This is a genomic window from Microbacterium sp. zg-Y625 (assembly GCF_030246925.1).
In the GTDB taxonomy this organism is placed as follows: domain Bacteria; phylum Actinomycetota; class Actinomycetes; order Actinomycetales; family Microbacteriaceae; genus Microbacterium; species Microbacterium jiangjiandongii.
In genome coordinates this window covers 567,472-591,557 of the sequence record NZ_CP126740.1, presented here as the reverse complement: position 1 = coordinate 591,557, position 24,086 = coordinate 567,472, and the positions used below count along the sequence as shown (strand labels likewise).

General features: G+C 71.8%; 24 protein-coding genes. 7 read left to right on the top strand and 17 right to left on the bottom strand.

The features are described 5' to 3' along the window. Position 1 precedes the first annotated feature (1 nt). Together QNO14_RS02615 and QNO14_RS02610 are read left to right on the top strand one after the other, a co-directional pair. Positions 2–2,149 carry a glucosidase family protein gene (locus tag QNO14_RS02615; protein ID WP_257506656.1) on the top strand — a complete coding sequence of 716 codons (2,148 nt, stop codon included), beginning with the start codon at positions 2–4 and terminating at the stop codon, positions 2,147–2,149. Between the two features lie 5 nt (positions 2,150–2,154). Continuing rightward, positions 2,155–3,327: a DUF5005 domain-containing protein gene (locus QNO14_RS02610; protein ID WP_257506655.1), complete on the top strand. Its 1,173-nt coding sequence runs from the start codon at positions 2,155–2,157 to the stop codon at positions 3,325–3,327. A 13-nt stretch (positions 3,328–3,340) separates the two neighbouring features. On the opposite strand, the gene QNO14_RS02605 is transcribed toward QNO14_RS02610, so the two are convergent. The 5 genes from QNO14_RS02605 to QNO14_RS02585 all read right to left on the bottom strand — a co-directional run bounded on the left by QNO14_RS02605 (position 3,341) and on the right by QNO14_RS02585 (position 7,565). Then, positions 3,341–4,690 carry an HNH endonuclease signature motif containing protein gene (locus QNO14_RS02605; protein ID WP_257506654.1) on the bottom strand — a complete coding sequence of 450 codons (1,350 nt, stop codon included), beginning with the start codon at positions 4,688–4,690 and terminating at the stop codon, positions 3,341–3,343. 142 nt (positions 4,691–4,832) lie between these two features. Then, entirely contained in the window at positions 4,833–5,201 is a 369-nt protein-coding gene (locus QNO14_RS02600) for an HIRAN domain-containing protein (protein WP_257506653.1), read from the bottom strand. Positions 5,202–5,345: 144 nt separating this feature from the next. Then, complete coding sequence (locus QNO14_RS02595; protein WP_257506652.1) at positions 5,346–5,561, bottom strand: CDGSH iron-sulfur domain-containing protein; 216 nt, start codon at positions 5,559–5,561, stop codon at positions 5,346–5,348. Next, positions 5,558–6,520 carry a glycosyltransferase family 2 protein gene (locus tag QNO14_RS02590; RefSeq protein ID WP_257506651.1) on the bottom strand — a complete coding sequence of 321 codons (963 nt, stop codon included), beginning with the start codon at positions 6,518–6,520 and terminating at the stop codon, positions 5,558–5,560. The genes QNO14_RS02595 and QNO14_RS02590 overlap by 4 nt, the downstream gene beginning before the upstream one ends. Further along, positions 6,507–7,565, bottom strand: a complete 1,059-nt coding sequence (locus QNO14_RS02585) for an iron-containing redox enzyme family protein (protein ID WP_257494778.1) — start codon at positions 7,563–7,565, stop codon at positions 6,507–6,509. Before QNO14_RS02585 ends, QNO14_RS02590 begins: the two co-directional genes overlap by 14 nt. 155 nt (positions 7,566–7,720) lie before the next feature. Between QNO14_RS02585 and QNO14_RS02580 the strand changes: the two genes are divergently transcribed. Both QNO14_RS02580 and QNO14_RS02575 read left to right on the top strand, forming a co-directional pair. Next, positions 7,721–8,479 carry an MBL fold metallo-hydrolase gene (locus QNO14_RS02580; RefSeq protein ID WP_257506650.1) on the top strand — a complete coding sequence of 253 codons (759 nt, stop codon included), beginning with the start codon at positions 7,721–7,723 and terminating at the stop codon, positions 8,477–8,479. Between the two features lie 101 nt (positions 8,480–8,580). Next, positions 8,581–8,727, top strand: a complete 147-nt coding sequence (locus QNO14_RS02575; protein WP_257494780.1) for a hypothetical protein — start codon at positions 8,581–8,583, stop codon at positions 8,725–8,727. A 14-nt stretch (positions 8,728–8,741) separates the two neighbouring features. Here the strand turns inward: QNO14_RS02575 and QNO14_RS02570 are convergent, their stop codons facing one another. Then, positions 8,742–9,755, bottom strand: coding sequence for an aromatic acid exporter family protein (locus tag QNO14_RS02570; RefSeq protein ID WP_257506649.1), 1,014 nt, complete (start codon positions 9,753–9,755; stop codon positions 8,742–8,744). Positions 9,756–9,855: 100 nt separating this feature from the next. Then, positions 9,856–10,017 carry a hypothetical protein gene (locus QNO14_RS02565; protein WP_257506648.1) on the bottom strand — a complete coding sequence of 54 codons (162 nt, stop codon included), beginning with the start codon at positions 10,015–10,017 and terminating at the stop codon, positions 9,856–9,858. Positions 10,018–10,235: 218 nt separating this feature from the next. Here QNO14_RS02565 and QNO14_RS02560 point away from each other — a divergent pair, with 218 nt between their 5' ends. Beyond that, a complete protein-coding gene (locus QNO14_RS02560; protein ID WP_257506647.1) occupies positions 10,236–11,159 on the top strand; it encodes a M23 family metallopeptidase in 924 nt (307 codons plus the stop codon). Between the two features lie 63 nt (positions 11,160–11,222). On the opposite strand, the gene QNO14_RS02555 is transcribed toward QNO14_RS02560, so the two are convergent. Both QNO14_RS02555 and QNO14_RS02550 read right to left on the bottom strand, forming a co-directional pair. Continuing rightward, complete coding sequence (locus QNO14_RS02555) at positions 11,223–11,999, bottom strand: ABC transporter permease (protein WP_257506646.1); 777 nt, start codon at positions 11,997–11,999, stop codon at positions 11,223–11,225. Then, positions 11,996–13,036: an ABC transporter ATP-binding protein gene (locus tag QNO14_RS02550; protein ID WP_257506645.1), complete on the bottom strand. Its 1,041-nt coding sequence runs from the start codon at positions 13,034–13,036 to the stop codon at positions 11,996–11,998. Before QNO14_RS02550 ends, QNO14_RS02555 begins: the two co-directional genes overlap by 4 nt. Positions 13,037–13,098: 62 nt before the next feature. On the opposite strand from QNO14_RS02550, the gene QNO14_RS02545 reads away from it, so the two are divergent. Further along, on the top strand, positions 13,099–14,094 hold the full coding sequence (locus QNO14_RS02545; protein WP_257494787.1) for a helix-turn-helix transcriptional regulator: 996 nt from the start codon (positions 13,099–13,101) through the stop codon (positions 14,092–14,094). Between the two features lie 18 nt (positions 14,095–14,112). On the opposite strand, the gene QNO14_RS02540 is transcribed toward QNO14_RS02545, so the two are convergent. The 3 genes from QNO14_RS02540 to QNO14_RS02530 are packed head-to-tail and all read right to left on the bottom strand — an operon-like array spanning position 14,113 to position 17,159. Beyond that, on the bottom strand, positions 14,113–15,141 hold the full coding sequence (locus QNO14_RS02540) for an ABC transporter permease (protein ID WP_257506644.1): 1,029 nt from the start codon (positions 15,139–15,141) through the stop codon (positions 14,113–14,115). Further along, positions 15,138–16,088 (bottom strand): ABC transporter ATP-binding protein, encoded by a 951-nt coding sequence (locus QNO14_RS02535; protein WP_257506643.1) that lies wholly within the window; start codon positions 16,086–16,088, stop codon positions 15,138–15,140. The genes QNO14_RS02540 and QNO14_RS02535 overlap by 4 nt, the downstream gene beginning before the upstream one ends. Positions 16,089–16,145: 57 nt before the next feature. Beyond that, a complete protein-coding gene (locus QNO14_RS02530) occupies positions 16,146–17,159 on the bottom strand; it encodes a glycerophosphodiester phosphodiesterase family protein (RefSeq protein WP_257506642.1) in 1,014 nt (337 codons plus the stop codon). Between the two features lie 170 nt (positions 17,160–17,329). Here QNO14_RS02530 and QNO14_RS02525 point away from each other — a divergent pair, with 170 nt between their 5' ends. Further along, a complete protein-coding gene (locus QNO14_RS02525; RefSeq protein ID WP_257494891.1) occupies positions 17,330–18,232 on the top strand; it encodes a Bax inhibitor-1/YccA family protein in 903 nt (300 codons plus the stop codon). Positions 18,233–18,304: 72 nt separating this feature from the next. Here the strand turns inward: QNO14_RS02525 and QNO14_RS02520 are convergent, their stop codons facing one another. The 5 genes from QNO14_RS02520 to QNO14_RS02500 form a co-directional block, all read right to left on the bottom strand. Next, on the bottom strand, positions 18,305–19,681 hold the full coding sequence (locus tag QNO14_RS02520) for a glycosyltransferase (protein ID WP_257506641.1): 1,377 nt from the start codon (positions 19,679–19,681) through the stop codon (positions 18,305–18,307). Positions 19,682–19,796: 115 nt separating this feature from the next. Continuing rightward, complete coding sequence (gene guaA, locus QNO14_RS02515; RefSeq protein ID WP_257506640.1) at positions 19,797–21,380, bottom strand: glutamine-hydrolyzing GMP synthase; 1,584 nt, start codon at positions 21,378–21,380, stop codon at positions 19,797–19,799. Further along, the gene (locus tag QNO14_RS02510; RefSeq protein WP_257506639.1) at positions 21,377–21,901 is read right to left on the bottom strand and encodes a DUF3817 domain-containing protein; all 525 of its coding nucleotides are present in this window, start codon (positions 21,899–21,901) and stop codon (positions 21,377–21,379) included. The genes guaA and QNO14_RS02510 overlap by 4 nt, the downstream gene beginning before the upstream one ends. 83 nt (positions 21,902–21,984) lie before the next feature. After that, positions 21,985–22,779 (bottom strand): SURF1 family protein, encoded by a 795-nt coding sequence (locus QNO14_RS02505; protein ID WP_257506733.1) that lies wholly within the window; start codon positions 22,777–22,779, stop codon positions 21,985–21,987. Between the two features lie 125 nt (positions 22,780–22,904). Further along, on the bottom strand, positions 22,905–24,023 hold the full coding sequence (locus QNO14_RS02500; protein ID WP_257506732.1) for a GuaB3 family IMP dehydrogenase-related protein: 1,119 nt from the start codon (positions 24,021–24,023) through the stop codon (positions 22,905–22,907). Between the last annotated feature and the right edge of the window lie 63 nt (positions 24,024–24,086).

The following is a 24,086-nucleotide window of genomic DNA, read 5'->3' as shown; positions in this document are numbered from 1 at the left end:
CGTGCTCGCTGCGATCCCCCGTGTGGAAGACCTGGCGGCCGACCCCGTCACGCATCACTTCGACGATATGGTCGCGCCCTCGGGTCTGACGAACTTCCTCGGCACGGTGCGCGTCGACCACGACCTCACCGCGATCAGCGCGGTGCAGTTCCCGCCGGTGTCACAGGCGATCACGCAGACCGCGGTGCTGTTCGTCGACGGTCGGCTCTTCGCCTCCTATGGCGTGCCGGTGACGCACCAATGGCGCCCGGACAGAGTCGTGCGCACTGCTGCGGTCGACGGCTGGGAGATCTCGACGACGACCGTGGCCGCGCCCGGACAGACGGCCGTGGTGATCGAGGTCGCGGTGCGCAACACCGGGGACGAACAGCGCCGCATCCGCCTTTCACTGTCGATCGCCGCGCGCGTGACGCGTGCCGCCGGTGCATGGCGCCAGGCCGAGTCGCCGAGCGAGCGCGACGACGTCGAGATCGAGGGCCGGCGGCTGGTGTTCCGTTCCGCCGAGCGCGGCGCGTGGAACATGCAAGGGGTGGATGTGCCGGCTCACATCCGGCTGAGCGGCGTGCCCGAACTCCCCGACGCGTTCGGGACCGGCATCGGCGGCAACGGTCGCGGCGGAGAGATCGCCGTGGAACTCACCGTTCCCGCAGGCGGGACCGGTCGCTTCGGGTACGTGAACGCGACCGGTACGACATCCGATGAGGCGGATGCGTCCTACCGCGCCGTCATCGCCGACGTCGCCGGCGCGGTCGCCGAAGCCGAGCGGTTCTGGAACCGCCAGCTCGCAGCCGCGTTCACCCCCGGCAACGGCGAGTATTCGGGCCACCTGCCGACCCTCGAGACGCAGTCCCCCGCGCTCCGACGTCTGTATTGGTGGAGCATCCTCGGTGTCATCTGGTTCCGCCGCGATTTCGCGGCGAATGTGCTGGGCCGCTCCTACGACACCCTCATGCCCAATTACTGGGGGACGACCACCTTCATTTGGGATTACAGTCTCAGCTCGCTCACCCATGCCCTTCTCGATCCTGAAGAGATGCGGCGCCAGGTGTCCCTGTGGATCGGGCTCGACACGCACACGCACTTCGGCACGTCGTCGCTCACCGGGGAGACAGTCGGCAACTGGTATTCGGTGAACGACTTCGCGATGACGCGGCTCGTGAACGACTATGTGCGGGTCACCGGGAACACGGGGTTCCTCCGCGAGCGCATCGGGGAGCGGGGAGCGGTCACCGAGTCGCTCCGATACTGGGCCCTGGCGTGGCACGATCTGCGCACGCCCTCGGGGCTGGCCGACTACGGCGAGATCGACAACCTGCTCGAGTGCGTCAGCTCGTACACGCACGAGGTCGCCAGCCTGAACGCGGCCAACGTCTGGAACCTGCGGACCGTCGCCGCTCTGCTGGATCAGACGGGCGACACGGATGCGGCCGCTGGACTACGCGGCGAAGCCGAAGATCTGCTCCCACGGGTGCTGGGCCTCGCGGTCGAGGGCGAAGGGTTCTTCGCCGCCGGCCAGCCCGACGGTACGCGCCTGCCGGTGCGGCACTGCTACGACTTCAGCATCGTCGGAACGACGATCCCGCAAGACCTGCCGGCAGAGTTCCGCGCCGACATGGTCTCTTTCTTCCAGCGCGAGCTCCAGTCAGAAAACTGGATGGGGGCGCTGTCGCCCTGGGATCCCGACGCGAGCTACAGCGTGCGGCCCGATCATCAGTGGAACGGCGCCTACCCGGCGTGGCCCGCGGATGCGGGACGCGCTCTCATCGCGCTCGGCGCACCGCGGGTGCTGCTCAGCTGGCTTGACGGCCTCGCCCGCAGCGCCAACCAAGGCCCGATGGGGCAGGCGCACTTCGTTGAGGACGCCGTGCCGGGGATCAACGGTGGAGCCCGCAAAGCGCCGCCGCAGCTGCCCTACATCATCGACTGGTCCTGCTCCTCGTCCGGGGCCTGGTTCGAACTGATCGTGGAGGGCATCTTCGGGGTGCGGATCGGCGTCGATGGCGCCGTCACCGCCGGCGGCTGCATCCAGGACCTCGATCCCACCGCCACGCTGCGCAACCTCCGCGTCGCCGAGCGACTCTTCGACATCCACGCCGACGGCTCCGTCGTTGACTCCCCCCTACCACCCACAACAGTCTCGAAGGAGTGACCCTCATGTATCGGATCCCCTCAGCGCGCATCGGCCTGGCATCCGCCGGAGCCTTCGCCCTGACCGTCGGCCTGGCCGTCGTCACCGGTCCCGCCGCCCACGCGTCGGCCGACCGGTCGCACGGGGATGACTCGTGCCGCCTCGAATCGAGCACGCTGACGGCCACTGCATCGGTGAACCAGGAACTCACCGGGCAGTTCGCCGACTACGGCGACACGGCGGGGGCCTGGACCGGCGGCGACAGCACGTTCTCCCTCCCGCTGCAGGGCGGCGAGCTCGGCTGGTTCTTCTCGGACACCTTCCTCGGCGAGGTGAACCCCGACGGGTCCCGCCCGCAGGACTCACTGTTCGTGAACAACTCGATCGTGGTGCAGTCGCGTCAGGGGCTGCGCACCGTCACCGGCGGCACCGCGGAGCAGCCCGATGCCGTCGCCCCGACCGGAGTGGCGAACACCTGGTACTGGATCGGCGATCCCGCCGATGGGCGCGGCAAGACGATACAGATCCCGCTGCTGCAGTTCGAGAAGACCGGCACGGGCAGCTTCGATTTCCGGTGGACCGCCAACCATCTCGCGACCCTCGACAGCCGGACGCTTCGCCTGATCGAGGTGACCGACCTGCCGTCCGAACGCGGCATCAATTGGGGTTCCTGGACCCTCCAGGAGGGACGCACCACGTATATCTACGGCATCGAGGATGTCGCCGGAGTTCGCACCGCTTTCGTGGCCCGCACCACCGACGGCGACGGGCTGAAGGGAGCGTGGACGTTCTGGGACGGTTCCCGCTGGTCGGCGTCAGAAGCGGATGCGGCACCGGTCGCCGAGAACGTGGCCAATGAGTTCAGCGTCGAGAAGTTCCGTGACGGCTACCTGATGGTGACGCACGACACCTCGGAGCTGTTCAGCACCCGGGTCGTGGCGAAGGTCGGCTGCAGCCCGACGGACATGTTCACCGGCGACACCGAACTGTTCCGCACACCGGAGACGGGCGCCGCCGGCACCTACGGCGATGCCGACGTCTTCACCTACAACTCGCACTCCCACCCCGAACTGACACGGGGATCACGCCTGCTGGTCACCTACAACGTGAACACCTTCGACAACGTGGGCGACGTCTACGACGACGCGAGCATCTACCGTCCGAGGTTCATGGACGTGCGGCTCACGGTCACCCGCTGACCGTCGCCGCTCGTCAGAACGGTGCGGGTTCTTCCGCGGCGGCCAGGGCCATGAACTCCAGCACCCGCCGCGGGACGTCGACGTAGACCCTCCCGGTGGGGCTGGTCCATTCCAGGATGCCGTCGGGTCTCTGCACCACACTCCATGCGGTCTTGTGCTTCACGGGGTGATGTCGGCCGGGGCAGAGGTTGGCGAGGTTGGTGACGCGGGTCGGTCCGCCGCGGGCGGCGTCGATGGTGTGGTCGCCGTCGCACAGTCGCGCGGGCCTCCGGCATCCGGGGAACCGGCAGTGCTCATCCCTCGCGTCGAGGAGCCGTCGCATCTGCACGCTCGGCCGGTAGGTGTCGACCTGCAGCACCGCCCCGGTGGTGGGTGAGGTGAACAGTCGCTCCCAGGTCGGGGCGGTGGCGGCGAGGTGCCGGGCGGTGGTGGGGTCGATGGGCCCGTAGCCGACGAGCTCGGCGGGTTCGGTGCCTTCCCCGGTGAGGGTCGCTGCGGGGATGGTGATCTGCACGTGCGCGCTGATCGCCGCGGTCGCGGGGATGCTGCCGGCGGACACCGGTGCGGTGGCGTGTCCGGTGAGGAGCAGGTCGGTGAGCACATCGGCGCGGACCTGGTCGGTGGTGCGGCAGTCCGTTGCGATGACATCTGTGCTCGCAGCCTCCGCTCCGATGTCAGCTTCGCCGCCCGCCCCAGTCCGCGCCCCCCGTGCCGCCGCGACGATCTCCCGCGCGTGCGCGGTGAGTCGCTCCTTGATCGCGTACGCCAGCGGAGCCGGCAGCACCGCCGCGAGCTCGGCCATCCCGTCGTCGAGGTCCCGCACCCACACCCGCCGACCGGCCGCGGCTTCGGTGTGCCGTTCCTCCAGCGGCACCGGGTCCAGGCGCTGCGCGAGCATCAGGATGATCGGCTTGGCCCGCCCCGGCGTCTCCCGCTCCGCGACCACCAGCGCGGCCTGTTCGAACCGTGCTCGCGCGTCGGGGTCCGTGATGCGCGCCCCGGCATCCTGGATCACCCGCACGTGCGCCACGTCGATCCGGCCGGACTCGAGAGCACCCAGCGTCTCGGGGAACCCCTCCACCAGCACGGCGGCGTCCCGCATGCGTTCCTGCATGCCCCGATCCGACCGGCGCAACACCGCCGCGAGCTCGGCGGCCATGCCGCGGCGCGGCATCTCCCGCTCCCGCCCCTCACTCGACGGGATACGCGCGGTCTCCTCCGCCGCGAGAGCCTCGGCCCGCGCGAACCACTGCAGCTCTTCCGCCTGCAACGCCGCGATCGCCCGCCGGGTGTGCTCCACCCCGCTGATCACCGCGCCGTGCGAGGCGGTGGCGATCGAGCCGGCGGCCGAGGAGCTGTTCATACCCCCGATTCTGCCGACCCCCTCCGACATTGAGGGCTTCACAAATCCCAGGCCACGCGGGCATTGTGGATAACTCGGCGGCACCGCCGCCTGGGGAGGAATCCCCGGCCCGTTCGCGCGAGCCGCGGACCGCAGCCCGACCTCAGGCCGTTTCGTACTCCCGCACGAAGTCGTCCAGCACCGCAGGTTCCGGCAGCTCGACCCACAGTCGACTGCTGTCGGTGTCGGTGCCGATGCCGTTGACCACCGCGGCGCCACCGAGGCGGTCCAGCAGAGGCGCGATGACCGCCGCCCGCGCCGTGGAGACGTATCCGACCGCGCGCCCGCGGGCGTAGACGGCGATGGCCGACGCGTCTCGCTGGTTGCGCGGCTCGCGGCGCAGCACGTACATGCGATCGCCGACGCTCATCCGCTCGTGGTCGTTGGGGCGATACTGGGTGCCCTCGACACGGGCACGGCTGGATTCCAGCCCGCGCAGGTCCGGGAGGGCGGCATGCTCGTGGGCGCTCATCGACAACAAAGAGCGAACGCGTTCCCACCAGACAGGCATTCGTTCACCGTATCGGTCGCCGCTGGGAGACCGCCTGGCCTGCCGCCGCCCGGGGCCGCAGCCGCCCCCGCCCCCGGCCCGCCGCCCGCCGGCCCTGCCCCCGCCTCACTCCCCCGGCAACTCCGGCGTGGTGGTGAACCCGATGAGCTTGTGGGTGCCGTCACACCAGGGCTTGATCGCCGAGACGCCGCACCGGCACAGCGCCACGGTCCGGCGCGGCTGGCGGATCTCCTCCCCCGCCTCGTTGCGGTAGATCACCGCACCGCGCACGATGAGCGGGCCGTCGGGGTAGGCGGTGATGGTGGTCTCGTCCGCGGTCATGTCGTCCTCCTGAGGGTGCGCAGCGGCGTGGCCGCGCGGTGGATGCGTTCGTCGCGATAGCGCACGCCGCCGCGAAGGCGCAGCAGCACGGCGATCCAGACGGTGAGAGAGCGCTCGAGCACCCAGGGCAGCGCCCACAGGCAGTCGCTCGCCCGGAAGTGCGCCCGCCCACCGGCGCGCGCCCTGCCGACGGCGGCGAGGGCGACGACCGCCCCGGCGAAGGCCGCGAGCCCCCGTGCGTTCCCGGCACGCACGAGCGACACGATGGCCGGGAGCAGTGCCAGCTCGCGCAGCAGTCGCTGCGGCTGGGCCCAGTCGTCGTACGCCTGCCGCACCCGCTGCTCCCAGAACCGGCGCACCTCGGCCGGGCGCCGGGATACGTACAGGTCGGATGCCACGTCGACACGGCCGCCGCGGGCGCGCACGGTGCGCTCGAGCTCGAGGTTCTCGAACAGCACGTCGGTGTCGTATCCCCCCGGCGGCAGGGCGCTGCGGCGAAGCGCCACCGTGCCCGAGAAGTCTCCGCCCAGAGCGCGGTTCAGCAGCGTGCGCCCGGTGTCCCACCGCGCATGCCAGGGCGCGGGCGAGAAGACGTTCTGGGGGCGCACGACATCCGAGCGCCCGAGCCGGTCGAGCACCGCAGCGAGCACGGCGCGGTCGTACCGCACATCGTCGTCCGCGATGACGAGCTTCTCGTGACGGGACAGACGGATGCCGGTCATCGCCCCGCGCGCCTTGCCGTTGCGGCCGGGAACGACCGGTGCGACGTGCCGCGCGAACGGCCACGCCGCCCGGTGCGCGGCGAACGCCGTGGCATCCGAGCCGTCCACGACCGTGACGTCGATGACATCCGCCAGCTCCCGCAGGTACACCGTCTGCTCGGCGAGATCGGCGTCTTCGTCCCACCGCAGCGGGAGCACGTACTCGCCGTCCAGGCGCGCGCGGTCAGGGCGAGGCAACGAAGCCCTCGCGCAGGGCCGACCGCCCCTCCTGCCAGGCCTGCAGGATGTGGTCGCCCGCCCATCCGTCGACGGCGAGACACGCGGCGGCGCCGAAGAGGATGTCGGGGAGCAGATCGGGCTCGTCCTCGGCGAGCGCGCCCGCGAGGTCGCGGCCGGCGATCTGCTCGTGCACCGCGTCGGCTTCGACGTGCTCGTCGAAGTACCAGGTGACGTCCGCGCCGAACCCGACCCGCCGGAAGCCGTCGGCGTAGTGCTTGTTGGGAATCGACGACGTCATCTCGAACGCAGCCAGGTGGCCGACGATCGCGCCGCGCAGCCGCCGGTTCAGCCCGAACATCGACATCATGTTGAGGGATGCCAGGGTGACCGCGGGCACCGCGTCGACGTACGCGCCGTAGGTGTCGTCCAGACCCGCCCCGCGCATGGTCTGCGCGAAGATGCCGGCGTGGGCGCGACCTGCGTCGCCGCTGCCGTACTCGTCGAACTGGATCTCCATGAGCGCCGCCTTCGCGCGTCCGGTCAGCCGCGGGATCACCCAGGAGTGGGGGTCGGCCTCGCGCAGCGTGTAGATGCTGCGGTGCATGAGAAACTCGCGCAGCTGCTCGACCGACGCTTTCTTTGCGACGTGGCGGGCGAGGCTCGGCCCGGGCGTCGGTGCGGTGAGGGAGAACAGCAACCGGGCAACGGCATCGGCACCGGGCTCGTCGGGCGCTTCCGGGACGTCGATCTCGGCCCGCAGGCGCGCTTCGAACGCCGCCTCGAGCACGTGGCGGGCTGCGAGCAGGTGCGGGTCCCACTCTCTCGCGTCGGGAAGGCCGCCGAGGGAGCCGTAGTGAAGCGCGTACAGCAGGAACAGCGACAGCTGCACGTCGTCGTCGCGCACGACGTCGTCGGCGGCGTCGACAGCAGCAGCCGCGCGGGCGGCGACGCCGGCGGCATCCTGGGCCGGGTCTGCCAGCAGTTCCAGGATCGCGGCGCTCAGGGGACCGCGGGCAGCGGGTCGAGGGTGGATCCGGGGCTCCGCGGCGGCGGGCAGCGTCATGGTGGTTCCTGTCTGTGAGAAGCGACAGAAGCAAGCTTCGCAAGACCCGCACGGGGCCGCATCGACTTGACGACCCCTCCCCTGTTCGGTAGCACCGGCATCCCCGAGGGGTCAACCCCGTGGCTGCGGGCGCGTCCGGCCCGGAGCCTGGCGGCATGGCCGCTCCCGCTCCGTCGCGCACCGAGATCGCCCCCGGCGTGCACCGCCTCACCCGCGCCGAAGTGAACTGCTACCTGATCCGGGATGCCGCGGGGATCACGCTCGTGGACGCTGGCCTGCCCGCCATGTGGCGTGATCTCGTCGCGCTCCTCGCCGAGTTCGATGCCACCCCGTCCGACATCGACGCCGTGGTGCTCACCCACGGTCACTTCGACCACGTCGGCATGTCGCGACGCCTCGTCGACGACCACGGCGTCGCCCACCACGTGCACGAGCGGGACCGCCGCCTGGCGCGGCATCCGTACCGCTACCGCCACGCCGCCCCGCGCTGGATCTATCCCTTCCGGCATCCTCGCGCCATCCCCGTGATCGCCCGCATGGCCGCTGCGGGCGCCCTCGCTGTCAAGGGCATCGACGCCGGCGGGACCCTCGTCCCCGGTGAGCCGCTCGGCGTGCCCGGCGCCCCGGTGCCGGTGTTCACCCCCGGGCACACCGAGGGGCACTGCGCGCTGCTGCTTCCCGCCGTCGGCGTGCTGCTCTCCGGCGATGCGCTGGTCACGCTCGACCCCTACACCGGAGCCGTGGGCCCACGCATCGTCGCGAACGCCGCGACGGCCGACCCTCACGCCGCGTTGGCGGCGCTCTCCGCCCTCGCCGACACCGGCGCCCGCACCGTTCTGCCTGGGCATGGCGAGCCGTGGACCGAGGGCGTGTCGGCGGCGGTCGAGCAGGCGCTCCGCGCCGGCGAGGCGTGAGGCGGGGTACTCCCACGCAGAGCCGTCGTCAATCCCTTCGCGACCGGCGCGCGCTGCCCCTAGCGTCGACCCCACTGATGCCCGATCGAAGGAGGAGCAGCATGGACACGGACAACGCGCACCCCAGCCAGGCCGAAGGTGACGACCCGGACCGCCCCTCGGAGCAGTCCGGGACGGACGAAGCGATGGGTCACCCCTCACAGGCCGAAGGCGACGACATCGACGCGGAGACGACCGACTCCGAGTGACGCGGCGGCGCCGCTCAGCCCCGTGCCGCAGCCGGCCCGCACAGCTGCACGATGCGGCTGAGGTGGCCGGCCACGGCGAACGCCGGGTCGGGCTGAGCGGCGTCGTCCGTCTCCGCGGCGACCGACCGCGCGTACCGCGTGACGGCGGCCGAGGCACCCTCGGCGGATGGAGACAGGTCCTGCGCGGACGGACCCGCCGCGACGAGGTCAGCACAGGCGCGCAACGCCTCGCCGAGCTGCCGATGCAGACGGGGCAGACCGTCGGCCGTCACCTGCGGCCGCCGCGCCAGCACCTCGGTCACCTCCCGCGTGAGCAGTGTCGCGCGTTCCAGCGCCGACCACGCGAGGTCGTTCTGCTCCTGCTCCGCGACCCGTCCGCGTCCGCGCGGATTGCCGCGCACGCTGCGGCCGGCCTCACCCATGCCCTCGGCCACGCTCGCCGCGAGCGATGCCAGTTCATCGGACTCACGATCGAGGCGCGCGGGGTCGACCTCGCCGGTCTCGATGTCGCCGGCGAGGCGCTCGAGACTGAGCGCGAGTCGCTCACGGAGGTCCGCCAGCTGCGCACCCGCCTCCCGCAGGTACAGCGGCGGCAGCAGCAGGAAGTTCGCTGCGATCCCCACCAGCACGCCGAAGGCCATCGTCACGAGGTACGACGTCGAGAACTCGTCCGCACTGCCCCCACCGAGCAGCAGCACGAAGAGCCCCGCGATGGCGATCCAGTCGCGTCCCGCCCCGAGCCCCCGGATGCCGCCGAGCGCGACGCCGGCCCCGATGACCAGCGCGATCGCCGCGATCGCAGGCGCACCGACGCTGACCGCGGCGAGTCCCCCGAAGCCGAGGACGATCCCGAGGGCCAGCCCGCCGAGGGCCTGCGCGCCCGCGCGTGCGGAGTCCGCGACGGTGGGGTACATGCTGACGAGCACCCCCATCGGGGCGTAGTACGAGTACTCCGCGTCGGCGAAGGGAACGGCGGGCGCCAGATACCAGGCGACGGCGGCGGCAACGGCGGTCTTGGCGGCCAGCACGAGCCGCGACAGCGCGACGACCTCGCCGCCCGCCGAGCGCAGGCGCCGCGCTACCGCGGCGGGGGCGATGCGGCCAGCCCGGCGCTGCCGCCCCGCCGTGTCAGGAGCCGAGGTCCTGGCTCTCGATCTCGAGGGCGGCGTCGTCTTCTTCGTCGAGCGGCACGGGACGTTCGTCGTCGAGCAGCGGGTCGGCGAAGAAGCTCTCGGCGGCCGGATCGGCGGGACGCTCCTCGTCGGGCAGGTCGGGCAGATTGTTACTCATGGCGTGCTCCTCTCCTCCGCCAGCATCGGCGACGGAATCGCCGAGCGCATCCGGTTGACGGCTGCCTTAGCGGAAGCTACGGCTCTCGGAGGCTCCGTTCAGGTTCATCGTGACAGTATTGTTACGCACGCGCCGCCACCCGAAGCATTTCGCGGCATCCGCACCGCGCCGATCCGACGGCGCCGATCCGCGGGCTCACAAAGCCCAGAGGCCCCCGTTTGACCGAGAACTCCACTTCACCCAGTTCCGCCACGCCCAGCCCCGGTCCCACCCGCCGCTCCGCCCGGATCGCCGCGGCCTCCCGCGCCCGGTGGTCGACACTGGTGACCGCGCGGGCGGCGACCCGCACGCCCGGCTCCGCGCGGCGGACCGTGCACGTCGTCTTCGCCGTGAGCGTCGTGGTCAGCCTCGCCGGCACCACCGCCATCCCCGCCATGGCCGTGACGACGCAGGACATGTCCGACACCGCCGCCCGGCCCCTCGACACCTCCGTCGAACTCGATGCCGCCGACGGCACGACCTCGCTGGTCGCCGCCTCCGAGGCTGACGCCCCCCGCGAGACGCAGTCGCTCGTGGTCGCCTCGCAGTCCGACGGCGTCGCCCTCGACCGCCTGTCGTACGCCGCTACGACTCCCGAGGAGATCGCGGCGGTCAAGCAGGCCGAGGAGGCCGCCGCGCAGGCCGAGCGCGCCCGCCTCGCTGCGGCGATCACCAACGGCCAGCTCGCCGCGGTCTCGGCGGCGATTCCCGCCGGTGGCGGCGTCGTGCGGCCGCTGCCGTACTTCGACAACTTCGGCACCCCCTACGCGGGCCACCGCGGCGTGGACTACATGGTCGCCGCGGGCACCCCCATCTCCTCGGTCGCCGACGGCGTGGTGATCGAGTCGTCCGAGAGCGGGCCCGGCTGGGGCGTGTACGTCAAGGTCGCGCACAACATCAACGGCGTGAGCGTCACGACCCTCTACGCCCACATGACGTACGGCTCCCGCACCGTGCAGGTCGGCGACCGCGTCGTCGCCGGTCAGGTGATCGGCCAGGTCGGCGAGACGGGCCGCGCCTTCGGGGCGCATCTGCACCTCGAGGTGCAGGTGAACAACGGCTACGTCAACGGCGAGAGCTGGCTCATCGCCCACGGCGCCTGACACACCCCGCCCGACATACCGGATGCCGCCGGTCGCCCTCCCGCGACCGGCGGCATCCGTGCGTCAGCCCGAGCGACGCATCGCCCGCACGCCGACACCCAGACCGACAGCGGCCACGGCGAGCGCGGACACCGCTCCCCAGAGCACGGCGGGGGCTCCGACGTCCCCGGCCAGCAGCGCCCGCTCGGCCTGCACCACCCCGTTCACCGGGTTGACCGCAGCCACGGCGCGCATCCACGCCGGCCCGTCGTCGAGCGGCAGCAGCATGCCCGAGAGGATGAGGAGCGGGAAGATCAGCGCCTGCTGCACGCCCCAGAACAACCACTCGCGGTCCTTCGTCGCGAGCGCGAGGGAGTACGACAGCGCTCCGAGTCCCACCCCGAACACCGCCAGCAGCACGAGTCCCATCAGAAACCCCGCGACATCGACGCGGAAGCCGAACGGCCAGGCGATCACGACGATCACGATCGACTGCACCACGATCGGCGCCACCTCCTTCAGCGCCCGCCCCACCAGCAGGGCCGAGCGCGAGAGCGGGGCGACGAGGGTGCGCTCGTGCGAGCCGGTCATCATCTCGTACTGCAGGTTCGACCCCGTCGCGCCCGTTCCGAACAGGACGATCATCACCAGCACACCCGGCACGAACCACTGCAGCGTTCCGGCGACGTCGCCGCCGGCAGCGCCGGCCAGGAGCGGCGCGAACAACCCGAGGAACACCAGCGGCTGCAGCAGGCTGAAGATCAGTGAGAACGGATCCCGCAGCACCGGACGCAGCTCCCGGGTGAGCACGTTCCAGGTGTCGCGCACGGCGTGAGGGCGCCCGATCGCCGGCGTGGTCATCGCACGACTCCCGTCTGCCCGGCGGCATCGACCGCGTCGGCGGCATCCGCCTCTCCCGACGCGTCGGTGCCCTCGCCCGCTTCGCGAAGCGTGCGGCCGGTCAGAGCGAGGAAGACATCGTCGAGGGTGGGAGGCACGCCGGTGGCCCGTCGCACGGCGACCCCGGCCGCATCGAGCGCGCGGACCGCCTCCGGGAGCAGGCGTTCTCCGTCGGGAGCGGTGACGGCGACGGATGCCGCGCCCTCCCGCCGCACCGGGCGGTCGGTGAGCGCCTGCACGACGGGCACGGCCCGGTCGGCGTCGGCGTCGCTCGCGAACCGCAGCGTCAGCACGTCGCCGGCGAGCGTCGCCTTCAGGGCGGCTGCGGTGTCATCGGCGATGACCCTGCCGCGATCCATCACCATGACGCGCTCGGCGTACCGGTCGGCCTCGTCCAGGTAGTGCGTGGTGAGGAAGACCGTCGTGCCGTGCTCAGCGCGCAGGTCGAGGATGTGCTGCCAGAGGTTCGCGCGGCTCTGCGGGTCGAGGCCCGTCGAGGGCTCGTCGAGGAAGAGCAGGGGCGGGGCGTGCATGAGCCCCAGGGCGATGTCGAGCCGCCGCTTCTGCCCGCCGCTGAGCTGCTGCACGGCGCGCGTGGCGAAGGAGGCGAGGTCGAGCGACTCGATGAGCGCGTCGGCGCGGATGCGGGCCGCCGCCCGCGCCATGCCGTAGAACGCTCCCTGACTGATCAGCTCGTCGCGCACGCGCTGCGCGAAGCTGCCGCTGGTCAGCTGGCCGACGTAGCCGATGCGCGCACGGACGGCCCCGGCATCGCGCACGATGTCGTGCCCGACGACGCGGGCCGTGCCCTCGGTGGGAGGAAGCAGGGTGGTGAGCATGCGCAGGCTCGTCGACTTGCCGGCGCCGTTGGGTCCCAGGAACGCCACCAGCTCGCCGGCTGCCACGTGGAAGGTGAGGTCGGTGACCGCCGCGACGGTCTTCTTCTTGACGGTGAACCTCTTGGTGAGGCCCGCGGTTTCAATGATCGGTTCAGCCATGGCGGCCACGGTAGAAGGCGATCCGGACACATCCGGTCCGCAATGACGAGCACAATGACGGTGTGACCGACACCACCACCCGCGCGCTGTCGCTGCTGAACCTGTTGCAGACGCACCGGCACTGGCCGGGACGAGAGCTCGCGACGCGACTGGGCGTCACCGAGCGCACGGTGCGCCGCGACGTGGACCGCCTGCGGGAGCTCGGCTACCGCATCGAGTCCTCGCCCGGCGCGGCGGGCGGCTATCGCCTCGAAGCCGGGTCGGCCGTGCCTCCGCTGCTGCTCAACGACGAAGAGGCCGTCGCCATGGCGGTGGGACTGCGCATCGCCGCCGAGCAGCGCCTGGTGGGCGGGCCCGAGACCACTCTCACGGCGATGGCCAAGCTCGAGCAGGTGCTGCCGGCGGCTCTGCGCCGACGGGTGCACGCGATCGGCGACGCCCTGCAGCCGACCGGAGGCGGCGTCGGGGCCCCCGTGTCGACGCAGGTGCTGGGCGAGCTCGCCCTGGCGTGCCGGGATCACGAACGCGTGAGGTTCACGTACACCGCGGCATCCGCCGAGGTGAGCCGGCGCCGCGTCGAGCCGCACGTGCTGGCACCGGCGGACCGGCACTGGTATCTGCTGTGCTGGGACCTCGACCGGGACGACTGGCGCACCTTCCGCGTGGACCGGCTGTCGCACGTGGAGCACACCCGCGTGCTGTTCGAGGCTCGGGCACTGACGGCGGAGCAGGTCGAGGAGTTCATCTCCGTCGCCCGGTCGTGGGTGCGCCAGCCCGTGGAGGCGGACGTGGTGATGGACCTGCCCCTCGCCGACATGCGCGCGGCTTTCGGGGAGTGGTCGCAGGGCGCCGAGGCCGAGGGCGCCGACCGCACCCGCTGGCCGGTGGGCGGGCGGGACTTCCGCGAGACCATGTACGGCATGACCTTCGTCCCCGCCGGGGTGGAGTTCACCACCGATCTCGCGGAACCCGCCCGGTCCGAGCTGCGCGAGGTGCTCACCCGCATGGTGCGCGCCCTCGACGCGCCCCCGCCCGATCCTCGGCCTCCCGCCCCCTGAACGGGCGGCAACGCGCGATCAAGCGATGCGGGTGCCGCGCGGCAGCGTCCTGGCCGGGGTGCGGGTGCGCCGGTAGGCCCAGGCCATCAGTCCGCCGGCGAGCAGCAGCTGCGCGCCGAGACCCACGAACCAGCTGGGAACCGTCTCGGCGATGATGTCGCGCGGCGTCGTATCGTCCCCTGTCGACGGCGCGCACTCGTCGTATCGCTGCTCCGAGGGCGGCGGCTGCTGGGCCGTGCGGACACCGCTCTTGATCTGGCCGAAGAGGTCCACCGGCCATCCCCGCGCGTCGTATTGGGTCGGGGTGGCGTCGGCGAGGATGACGAAGGGGTTCGCTGCCAGCACCCACCACACCGTGTCGAATCGCGGCACCTCGAACGTGGTCGTCTCCCATCGGTCGGCGCAGACGATACCGTCGCCCTGGTAGGTGACGACGCGGTACGACTGGGTCACCTCGGTGCGTACGCCCGCTCCCACCAGCCCGAAGACGATGAGCGTGCCGACCGTGAGCGCCGCCACGACCAGGTAGGTCGTCGCGACCGAGAAGAGCGGCCGGGCGAGGATGGCGCTGAGCGCCGTGCCGATCGCAGAGACGACACCGATCTCGACCACCAGCACCACGAGCGAGACCAGCACGACCCATCCGCTCACGCCGCCCGCCGCCGTGGCGATCACGAGGAACGGGATCGCCACGACGGCGAAGGCGAGCCCCGTCGCCCACGCCGCCAGGAACTTGCCCACCAGGATCTCGCCCGTCGTGGCGAGGGTCACCTGCACGGGTGCGAGGGTCGCGGCATCCCTGTCGCCGTTGATGGAGTTGCCGCTGAGCGTCGGCGAGACGAGCACCGCGAGCAGGAGAGTGATGAGCACGACCGTGGAGTAGATGCCGGGCCCGCGCTCGTTCGAGGTGCCCCAGGCGAGGAACGCCAGCCACGTCACCCCGATGAGAAGGAGCGCGAACACCCCCAGCAGCACGTACCAGGCGACCGATCGCATCCGCTGGACGAGCTCCAGCCGCGCGATCGTTGCGAGACGGTGCACGTTCATGCCGCTCCTCCCCCGGTGGCGGGCCCTTCGCGAAGATCCAGGAAGGTGTGCTCGAGCATTCCGGTGGCCGCCGAATATTCGGCCACCGGGAGCCCCGCCGACACGAGGGCAGCCAGGCCCCGCGCCGCGTCGGCATCCGAGGCGAACCCGACCAGCACGTCGCGCCGGTCGGTGGGGAGGGTGCCGGCATCGAGCCCCAGCGCGGCGGCCACCGGCAGCACGGCGGCGACGCCGTCGCGGTCGGCCAGGCGGATGCGCCACGTGCGCGTGCGGGATGCCGCGACCGCCACCCGCTCCGAGCTCACCGTCTCACCGGCGACGAGGAACACCGCGTCGTCGATCACCTCTTCCAGCTCCGAGAGGATGTGGCTGGAGATCAGCACGGTGCGCCCCTCGGCTGCGAAGCGCCGCAGCAGCACGCGCAGGTCGATGCGGGCCTGCGGGTCGAGCCCTGAGGCGGGCTCGTCCAGCAGCAGCACCCGCGGGTCGTGCACGAGCGCGCGCGCAAGGCCCAGCTTCTGCTTCTGCCCTCGCGAGAGCACCCGCGCGGGTGCGTCGGCGAGGCCCTCCAGCCCGAGGTCGCGCAGCAGCTCCGCCGCGCGCGCCTTCGCCTGCGGCCGGGTCAGGTCGTAGAGCTCGCCGGTGACGGCGATCGTCTCCCGAGCGGTGAGAGAGGGCCAGGCGCCGAGGGCGTCCGGCATCCAGCCGAGAAGGCGCCGAGCGGCGGCGGGGTCGGCGACCGGGTCGACGCCCCCGATCCGCACCTCGCCGGCGTCGGGGGCGAGGAGCGAGGCCAGCATGAGCATGAGCGTTGTCTTGCCGGACCCGTTGGGACCGACCAGGCCCGTCACCGCCCCTTCGCGGGCTTCGAGGGTCACGTCGCGCACGGCGTGGACGTCTCCGAACGATCGTCGGACGCCGCGCGCCACTATTCCGGGTGTGGTCACGAGCGTCACCCTAGCGGAGGGTCGCGATTTCGCCGCCGACCGGCGGTAACCGAGATCTCAGCCGCCGTGGAAGAACGCCACCCCGAGGTCGGTGTGGTCGACGAAGACGCCGTCGACCTCGGCATCCGCCAGCACGCGCCACTCCCCCTGGTAGTCCCCGAACGCGGCCTTGCCGCCGTGCCTGCGGAAGCGCGCCAGCAGGAACGCGTTCTCGGGGCGGGCAGTCCAGGTGAAGACGCGCAGGCCCCGCGCGTGGGCGTCGGCGACGAACGGCGCCGGCCCCGTCGGGCGGCCGAGCGCGTCGGGGGCGAGGATCATGCGCTTGTCGACGCTGATGCCGTCGACCCGTCCGACCAGGGCGTCGAGCCCCGCCGGAGTGACGGTGTCGCGGTAGTCGGGAGCGTCGGCACCCAGCCCCGCCACGAGGTCGAAGGGCTTGCCTTCCGCCTCGAGCAGATAGATGAGGTCTGCCCGGATGCCGCTTCGGCGGAGGTCCGCCAGCACCGTCGACTCGAACGACTCGATGATGAGCGGCAGCTTTGCGTCGTCCCATCCCGCCGCGCGCAGCTCCTCCCCGAGGAGGCCGGCGATGTCCCACCCGAGACCGGCGAAGTAGGTGGCGTGCTTGATCTCGACCACGACGCCGATGGGCCGACCCTGGGCGCGGGCCGCGTTTCGGACGAGGTCGAGCACGTCCCGCAGGCGCAGCACCGGCTCCCGGTCGTCGAAGGCGGCACTGGCAGGACGCAGCTTCGGCAGCCGTTCGCGGCAGTGCAGGCCGCAAAGCTCGTCGGCGGTGAAATCCTCGGTGAACCACCCGGTCAGCTCCTCGCCGTCGATGGTCCTCGTGGTGCGCCGGTCGGCGTACTCGGGACGGTCGGCGACGTCGGTCGTGCCCGAGATCTCGTTCTCGTGCCGCACCATGAGCACCCCGTCGCGACTGACGACGACATCGGGCTCGACGGCGTCGGCGCCGGTGGCCAGCGCGAGGTCGTACGACGACCGGCTGTGCTCGGGGCGATAGCCGGGTGCGCCGCGGTGACCGATGATGAGCGGACGGGGGCGCGGCATCCCCCCAGGCTACGCGCGACCCGGAGCGGGGCCGCTCGGGGCTGTGGCATCATGCCTTCAAAGCTCGCTCACAGCGATATTCCGCGCTCGCGTCATACGCGTCCGTTACTGTGGGGTGCACACAGCACGGCGCTGTGTCGCAAACCCGACTTTGGAGTGTGAGAGAGCACGTGGCCCTCAACAACCCCGCATTCGCCAACCCGGCGTTCCAGGAGCAGCGTCCCGGCTTGACGCCGCCGACGACTCCCGGTGCGCAGACCCCGTACGCCGCCGCTCAGCACCAGGGCGTCGACGTCGCCGCCCAGGCGCAGATGGAGGGCATGTACGCCGCTCCGTCCGCCGGCGCCGTCGAGACCGACCGGATGACCGTCGAGGACACCGTCGTCAAGACCGTCGGCCTCTTCGCGATCCTGGTGGCCACGGCCGTCGTCGGCTGGATCTGGACGCTGTCGCCGCTCCCCGACAACGGCCCCACCATGATGCCGTGGATCATCGGCGCCCTCGGCGGCTTCGTGCTGTCGATGGTCGTCATCTTCAGCTCGCGCAAGAAGATCCGCCCCGGCCTCATCTTCGGCTACGCCGCGATGGAGGGTCTGTTCGTCGGTGGCATCTCGGCGTACTTCGAGTTCGTCTTCCCCGGCATCGTCATGCAGGCGACCCTCGCGACCCTCGCGGTCGTGGGTGTGACCCTCGCGCTCTTCGCCAGCGGCAAGGTGCGCGCGTCGAAGAAGGCCACCAAGATCTTCATGATCGCGATGGTCGGCTACCTCGTCTTCTCGCTGCTGAACGTCGTGCTCATGCTCGTGGGCGTCGTGCCGGCCGGCATGATGTTCGGCCTGCACAGCGCGCCGAGCCCCCTCTTCGGCATTCCGTGGGGCGTCATCATCGGCGTGTTCGTCATCATCCTGGCGGCCTACTCGCTGGTGCTCGACTTCGACCAGATCCAGCAGGGCGTGCGCAACGGCGCCCCCCGCAAGTTCGCCTGGATGGGCGCCTTCGGCATCATGGTCACCGTCGTGTGGCTGTACGTCGAGATCCTGCGGATGCTCGCCATCCTGCGCGGCAGCGAGTAACACCCGCGTCGTTCGTCGAAAGGGCCGCCCTCCGGGGCGGCCCTTTCTCGTTGCGGCGCGGGCCCGGCGGGGTCAGCGGCCGGGCCGCGGCACCGGGGCGGCGAGGGCGGCGCGCACCGCGGCGGCGAGGGCGCGCATCGAGGCGGCGGCATCCATCCCTGCGGCTGCGGCGCGGGCGGCATCCGCGAGCCACGCGCGCACCCCGGGACCCGTGAGCAGCGCCGTCAGCGCGCCGGCGAGGGCATCGACGCCGCCGTCGGGCACGAGCATGCCGCCGCCGCGGGCGAGGGTGTCGCGGGGGCCGTAGGGGATGTCGTACGAGACCACCGGCACCCCGTGGCCGAGGGCCTCGAGCACCACCAGCGGCTGCCCCTCGTTCGTGCTCGTGAGCACGAAGAGGTCCGCCGTCGCCCAGGCCGTCTCGGGGTCGGCGGTGTGCCCGTGGAAGAACACCGCTCCGCCGACGTCGAGCGACTCCGCGAGGGCCACGAGGGCGGCGCGCTCCGGTCCGTCGCCGTACACGTGCAGCTCGGCATGCGGCACCGAGGCCCGCACCGTCGCGAGCGCACGGATCGCGTCGTCCACGCGCTTTCTGGCACTGAGCGTGTTCAGCATCACGATGCGGCCGGGCACCGGATCGTTCGCCAGCCCCGCCGGCGCCGGATGCGGCACGACGGACGAGCGGATGCCGCTCACCCGCCGTTCCACGTCGGCCTGCTGGCTCGCCGTCAGCCACAGCACGCCGTCGAACCGGTCGGCGACGGCGAACCAGCGCGTCCAGGCGGCATCCATCGGCGCATCCCACGTGAACGGGGCCTGCACGTGACAGGCGTGCGTGGTGTGCAGCAGCCGGATGCCGGGCTCCAGCTGCGGCGCCGCCTCTGCCACCAGCACCTCGCCCACCTGCCGCGCCTCGCAGATCACGACCGTGTCGCCCGCGGTCTCGGCCGCGAGGGCGTTCAGCCACGCCCGGTACAGCGCGCCGAAGCCGGGCAGCCACCCGGCCGGCGCGCTGCCGTCCTCGGACCACACCACGACCGGGGACTCGCTCAGGTGCCACGCGGGGTCGCCCGCGATCACCGGCAGCTCGAGCACCGTGCGGCCCGCGGCGTCGCGGATGGCGCGACTGCCGGCGTCGGCGGCCGCCGCGGGGGCAGGCAGCGGCAGCGCCGCGGCGCGCAGCCACGCGGCATCCGCCCGGGCGTCGTCGAAGAGGTTCCGCAGATCTTCGGGGGCGCCGAGCAGCCCCCGGCGCACCCATTCCGCGCGGTCGCGGTCGTGGTCTTCCTGGTCCCCCGGATCCACGGTCAGCAGGCGCACGCGGGCGCCGGCGCCGGCCATATCGCGGGCGCGGCGCAGCACCGAGATGGTGAAGCCGCCGTCGCGGTCGGGGATCAGGCGGCTCGCGAGCACGAGGTAGTCGGCGTCGGGCAGCGCGGATTCACTCATCCGTCCATCCTCCCCCACGCGCCCTGGGTCTCCCCCGAACCGCGGCGCCGCGCCCGCCCGCCCGCCCGGAAACGACGGATGCCGCGACCCTCAGGCCGCGGCATCCGTCACCGACTCACTCCCACTCGATGGTCCCCGGGGGCTTGCTCGTCACGTCGAGCACGACCCGGTTGACCTCGCGCACCTCGTTGGTGATGCGGTTCGAGATCTTCGACAGCACGTCGTACGGCAGGCGCGTCCAGTCCGCCGTCATCGCGTCCTCACTCGAGACCGGGCGCAGCACGATCGGGTGGCCGTAGGTGCGGCCGTCACCCTGCACGCCCACCGAGCGGACGTCTGCCAAGAGCACCACGGGGCACTGCCAGATCTCGTCGTCAAGACCCGCCTTCGTCAGCTCCTCGCGGGCGATGGCGTCGGCGTCACGCAGAATCTCGAGGCGGTCAGCGGTGACCTCACCGACGATCCGGATGCCGAGGCCGGGGCCCGGAAACGGCTGGCGCCCGACGATGACCTCGGGGAGCCCGAGCTCCCGGCCGATCGCCCGCACCTCGTCCTTGAAGAGGGTGCGCAGCGGCTCGACGAGCTCGAACTGCAGGTCCTCGGGAAGCCCGCCCACGTTGTGGTGGCTCTTGATGTTCGCGGTGCCCGCTCCACCGCCGGACTCCACGACGTCGGGGTACAGCGTGCCCTGCACGAGGAAGCGGATGGGCTCGCCGTCGGCGGCGGCCTCGGCCACGAGCGCCGCCTCGGCCTGCTCGAACGTGCGGATGAACTCGCGCCCGATGATCTTTCGCTTCTGCTCCGGGTCGCTCACGCCCGAAAGCGCCGTGAGGAAGCGCTCGCGCGCGTCCACGGTCACCAGGCGCACGCCGGTCGAGGCGACGTAGTCCTGCTCGACCTGCTCCCGCTCGCCCTTACGGAGCAGTCCGTGGTCGACGAAGATGCACACGAGCTGATCGCCGACGGCCTTGTGCACGAGCGCGGCGGCGACGGCCGAGTCGACGCCTCCGGAGAGCCCGCAGATCACGCGGCCGGTGCCGATCTGCTCCCGGATCTTCGCGACCTGCTCGGCGATGACGTTGCCGCTGTTCCAGTCGGCGGGGAGCCCCGCGGCCTTGTGCAGGAAGTTCTCCAGCACGTTCTGGCCGTGGTCGCTGTGCTTGACCTCGGGATGCCACTGCACGCCGTACATGCGGCGCTCGTCGCTCGCGAAGGCGGCGACGGGGGTGGCGGCGGTCGAGGCGAGCACCTCGAAGCCTTCGGGGGCGGCGGCGACCTGGTCGCCGTGGCTCATCCAGACGTTCTGCTGCGCGGGCTGCCCCGACAGCAGCACGCCGCCGTCGCCGGAGAGCGTGGCATCCGTCGCGCCGTATTCGCGCAGCCCGGTGTTGGCGACCTCGCCGCCGAGGGCCTGCGCCATCACCTGGAAGCCGTAGCAGATGCCGAGGGTGGGGACCCCGAGGTCGAAGACCTCCGGGTCGAGGCTCGGGGCGCCGGGCTCGTAGACCGACGCGGGTCCGCCCGAGAGGATGAGGCCGACGGGCTGCTTCTCGGCGATCTCGGCGGCCGTCGCGGTGTGAGGGACGATCTCGCTGTAGACACCGGCCTCGCGGACGCGCCGGGCGATGAGCTGGGAGTACTGGGCGCCGAAATCGACGACCAGCACGGGACGCTGCGAGGTTTCGGTCTGAGCGGTCAACGGTTGCCTTCCGTGGCGGGGATGGGAGCGGATGCCGCAGCTTCAGCGGCTTCCCGCTCGGCGAGGTAGGTCGTGACCTCCCGGGCGACGCGCGCCTCCATGAAGAACGACAGCAGCGGCACGACACCGCCGAGGGCGAGGAGGAGGAAGCGCACGAAGCCCCAGCGCATGAGGCTCCACACCCGGAAGCAGGCGAAGAGGTACACGACGTAGAACCAGCCGTGCACGATGAGGATGCCCAGCGACAGGTTGAGACCGTCGCCGGTGGAGATCATCTCGCACTGGTCGCTGCCCGGGATGAAGAGCGAGAACCACTGGCAGTCGGGGCCGACGATGACCGTCGCGAACCACAGCAGGCCGCCGGACCCGCCGGCGAACAGCTCGACATGCAGCGGCGTGTACTTGAAGATCATCTCGGCCAGCAGCAGGAGCAGCCCGACGCCGGTGATCACCGACGCGATCTGGTAGAACTTCAGCGCCGAGCGGATCGCTGGGAAGGACGCGAGTTTGGGGGCCGGCATGGCTTCCATCCTACCGTCGCGTTCACCGTCGCCCACGCGCCGCCGGGCGCCGTCGGGCGCCGTCGGGGCGGGCCTTCGAGCGGTCAGGGAGCGGATGCCGCGGCCTGCTGGTCCTCGAGCTCTTCGACTTCCTTCTCCCATGCGTCACGCGCGAGGCGGTACCACATGTAGAACGCGAACCCGGCGAACACGACCCACTCGGCCGCGTAGAAGATGTTCAGCCAGTTGACGTTCGATCCCTCGACCGGTGCGGGCGACGCGATGGCCTCGAGTCCGCCGAGCGGCTCCGCGGAGGTCAGGTAGGCGCGGTACACCTCGAGTCCGTCGACGTCGTGCCAGCGGGACAGCAGCGCCGCCGGTGACATCCGCGTCATCGTCTGCGGGTCCGCGCCCCTCGGCGGAACCCCGGGCCCCTCGTCGGAGATCAGACGGCCGGTGAGCTGCACGACGGCTCCCGGGTCGGCTTCGGCATCGGCTTCGAGGGTCGCGATCGCCGCCTGGGCGTCGGCCTCAGTGGGCGCCCAGCCCACGGCGACGGCCAGTGACGTCGGGTCGCCGGCGCCCGCGGTGGTCTCGTCCAGCCGCAGCTGGCCGGTGACCCAGTAACCCTCGGTCCCGTCGTTGAAGCGGGATGCCACCGGGATGAAGTCCCCGGGGATCCAGCGCCCCGCGGCCTCCACCCGCTGGCCGACGAGCGGCTCGGACAGGTATTCGCCGGGACCGGCGACCTCGGCCAGCGGCCGCAGCTCCTCGGTCATGCCGGGGGGCGGCGGGTCGCTGTCGATCGCGTTCCCCAGCTGCCACTGGCCGAGCCAGGCGAAGACCCCCGCGACGGCGAGCGCGAACACGAGCATGGCCAGCCACCACGGCCGCAGCATGACCTCGCGGAGAGTGGGCGGGAACTGCGGCAGCACGCCGGCACCGGCGGCCGCGCCGCCGTCGGGCGCCGTCACCGGCTCAGGGGCCGGCGTGGTCGCCGGGCCCGTCGACGGATTGCTCACGCTCATCTGGACCGGTACGGCGCGACGACGACCTCGACGCGCTGGAACTCCTTGAGATCCGAATAGCCTGTGGTCGCCATGGACTTCTTCAGCGCGCCGATGAGGTTCGCGGTGCCATCGGCGACGGTGGCCGGGCCGTAGAGCACGGACTCGAGGTTGACCTTCTGCTCGACGCGGATGCGGCTGCCGCGGGGCAGCCGGGAGTGGTGCGCTTCGGGGCCCCAGTGGTATCCGCGGCCGGGAGCATCGGTCGCCCGGGCGAGGGCGACGCCCAGCATGACGGCATCCGCCCCCATCGCCAGCGCCTTCACGATATCGCCGGAGGTGCCGACACCGCCGTCGGCGATGACGTGCACGTAGCGGCCGCCCGACTCGTCGAGGTAGTCGCGGCGTGCGCCGGCGACGTCGGCGACGGCGGTGGCCATGGGCGCGTGCACGCCGAGGGTGGCGCGCGTGGTGGATGCCGCCCCCCCGCCGAAGCCGACGAGCACGCCCGCCGCGCCGGTGCGCATGAGGTGCAGCGCGGCGGTGTATGTCGAGGCGCCGCCGACGATGACGGGAACGTCGAGGTCGTAGATGAACTTCTTGAGGTTCAGGGGAGCGTCGACGCTCGAGACGTGCTCGGCCGAGACGGTCGTGCCGCGGATGACGAAGAGGTCGACGCCGGCGGCGACGACGGTCTCGTACAGCTGCTGCGTACGCTGCGGGGTGAGGGCACCGGCGACGGTGACACCGGCGGCGCGGATCTCGGCGAGCCGGTCGCGGACGAGCTCAGGCTTGATGGGCTCGGCGTACAGCTCCTGCATGCGCCGGGTGGCCTCGGCGTCGGCGAGCGTCGCGATCTCGGCCAGGAGGGGATCCGGGTCGTCGTAGCGCGTCCACAGGCCCTCCAGGTCGAGCACCCCGAGGCCACCGAGCTGGCCCAGCATGATCGCGGTGCGGGGGCTGACGACGGAGTCCATGGGGGCTGCGAGAACCGGGATGTCGAATTGGAACGCGTCAATGGCCCAGCCCGTGGAGACGTCCTCGGGGTTGCGGGTGCGGCGCGACGGCACCACGGCGATGTCGTCGAAGGCGTACGCGCGGCGGGCCCGCTTGGCGCGGCCGATCTCGATCTCCATGCTCACCCCTCCAGCCTACCCGCCCCCTCTCCCCCGGCTGCCGAGTGAGTATTCGCGGTGCCG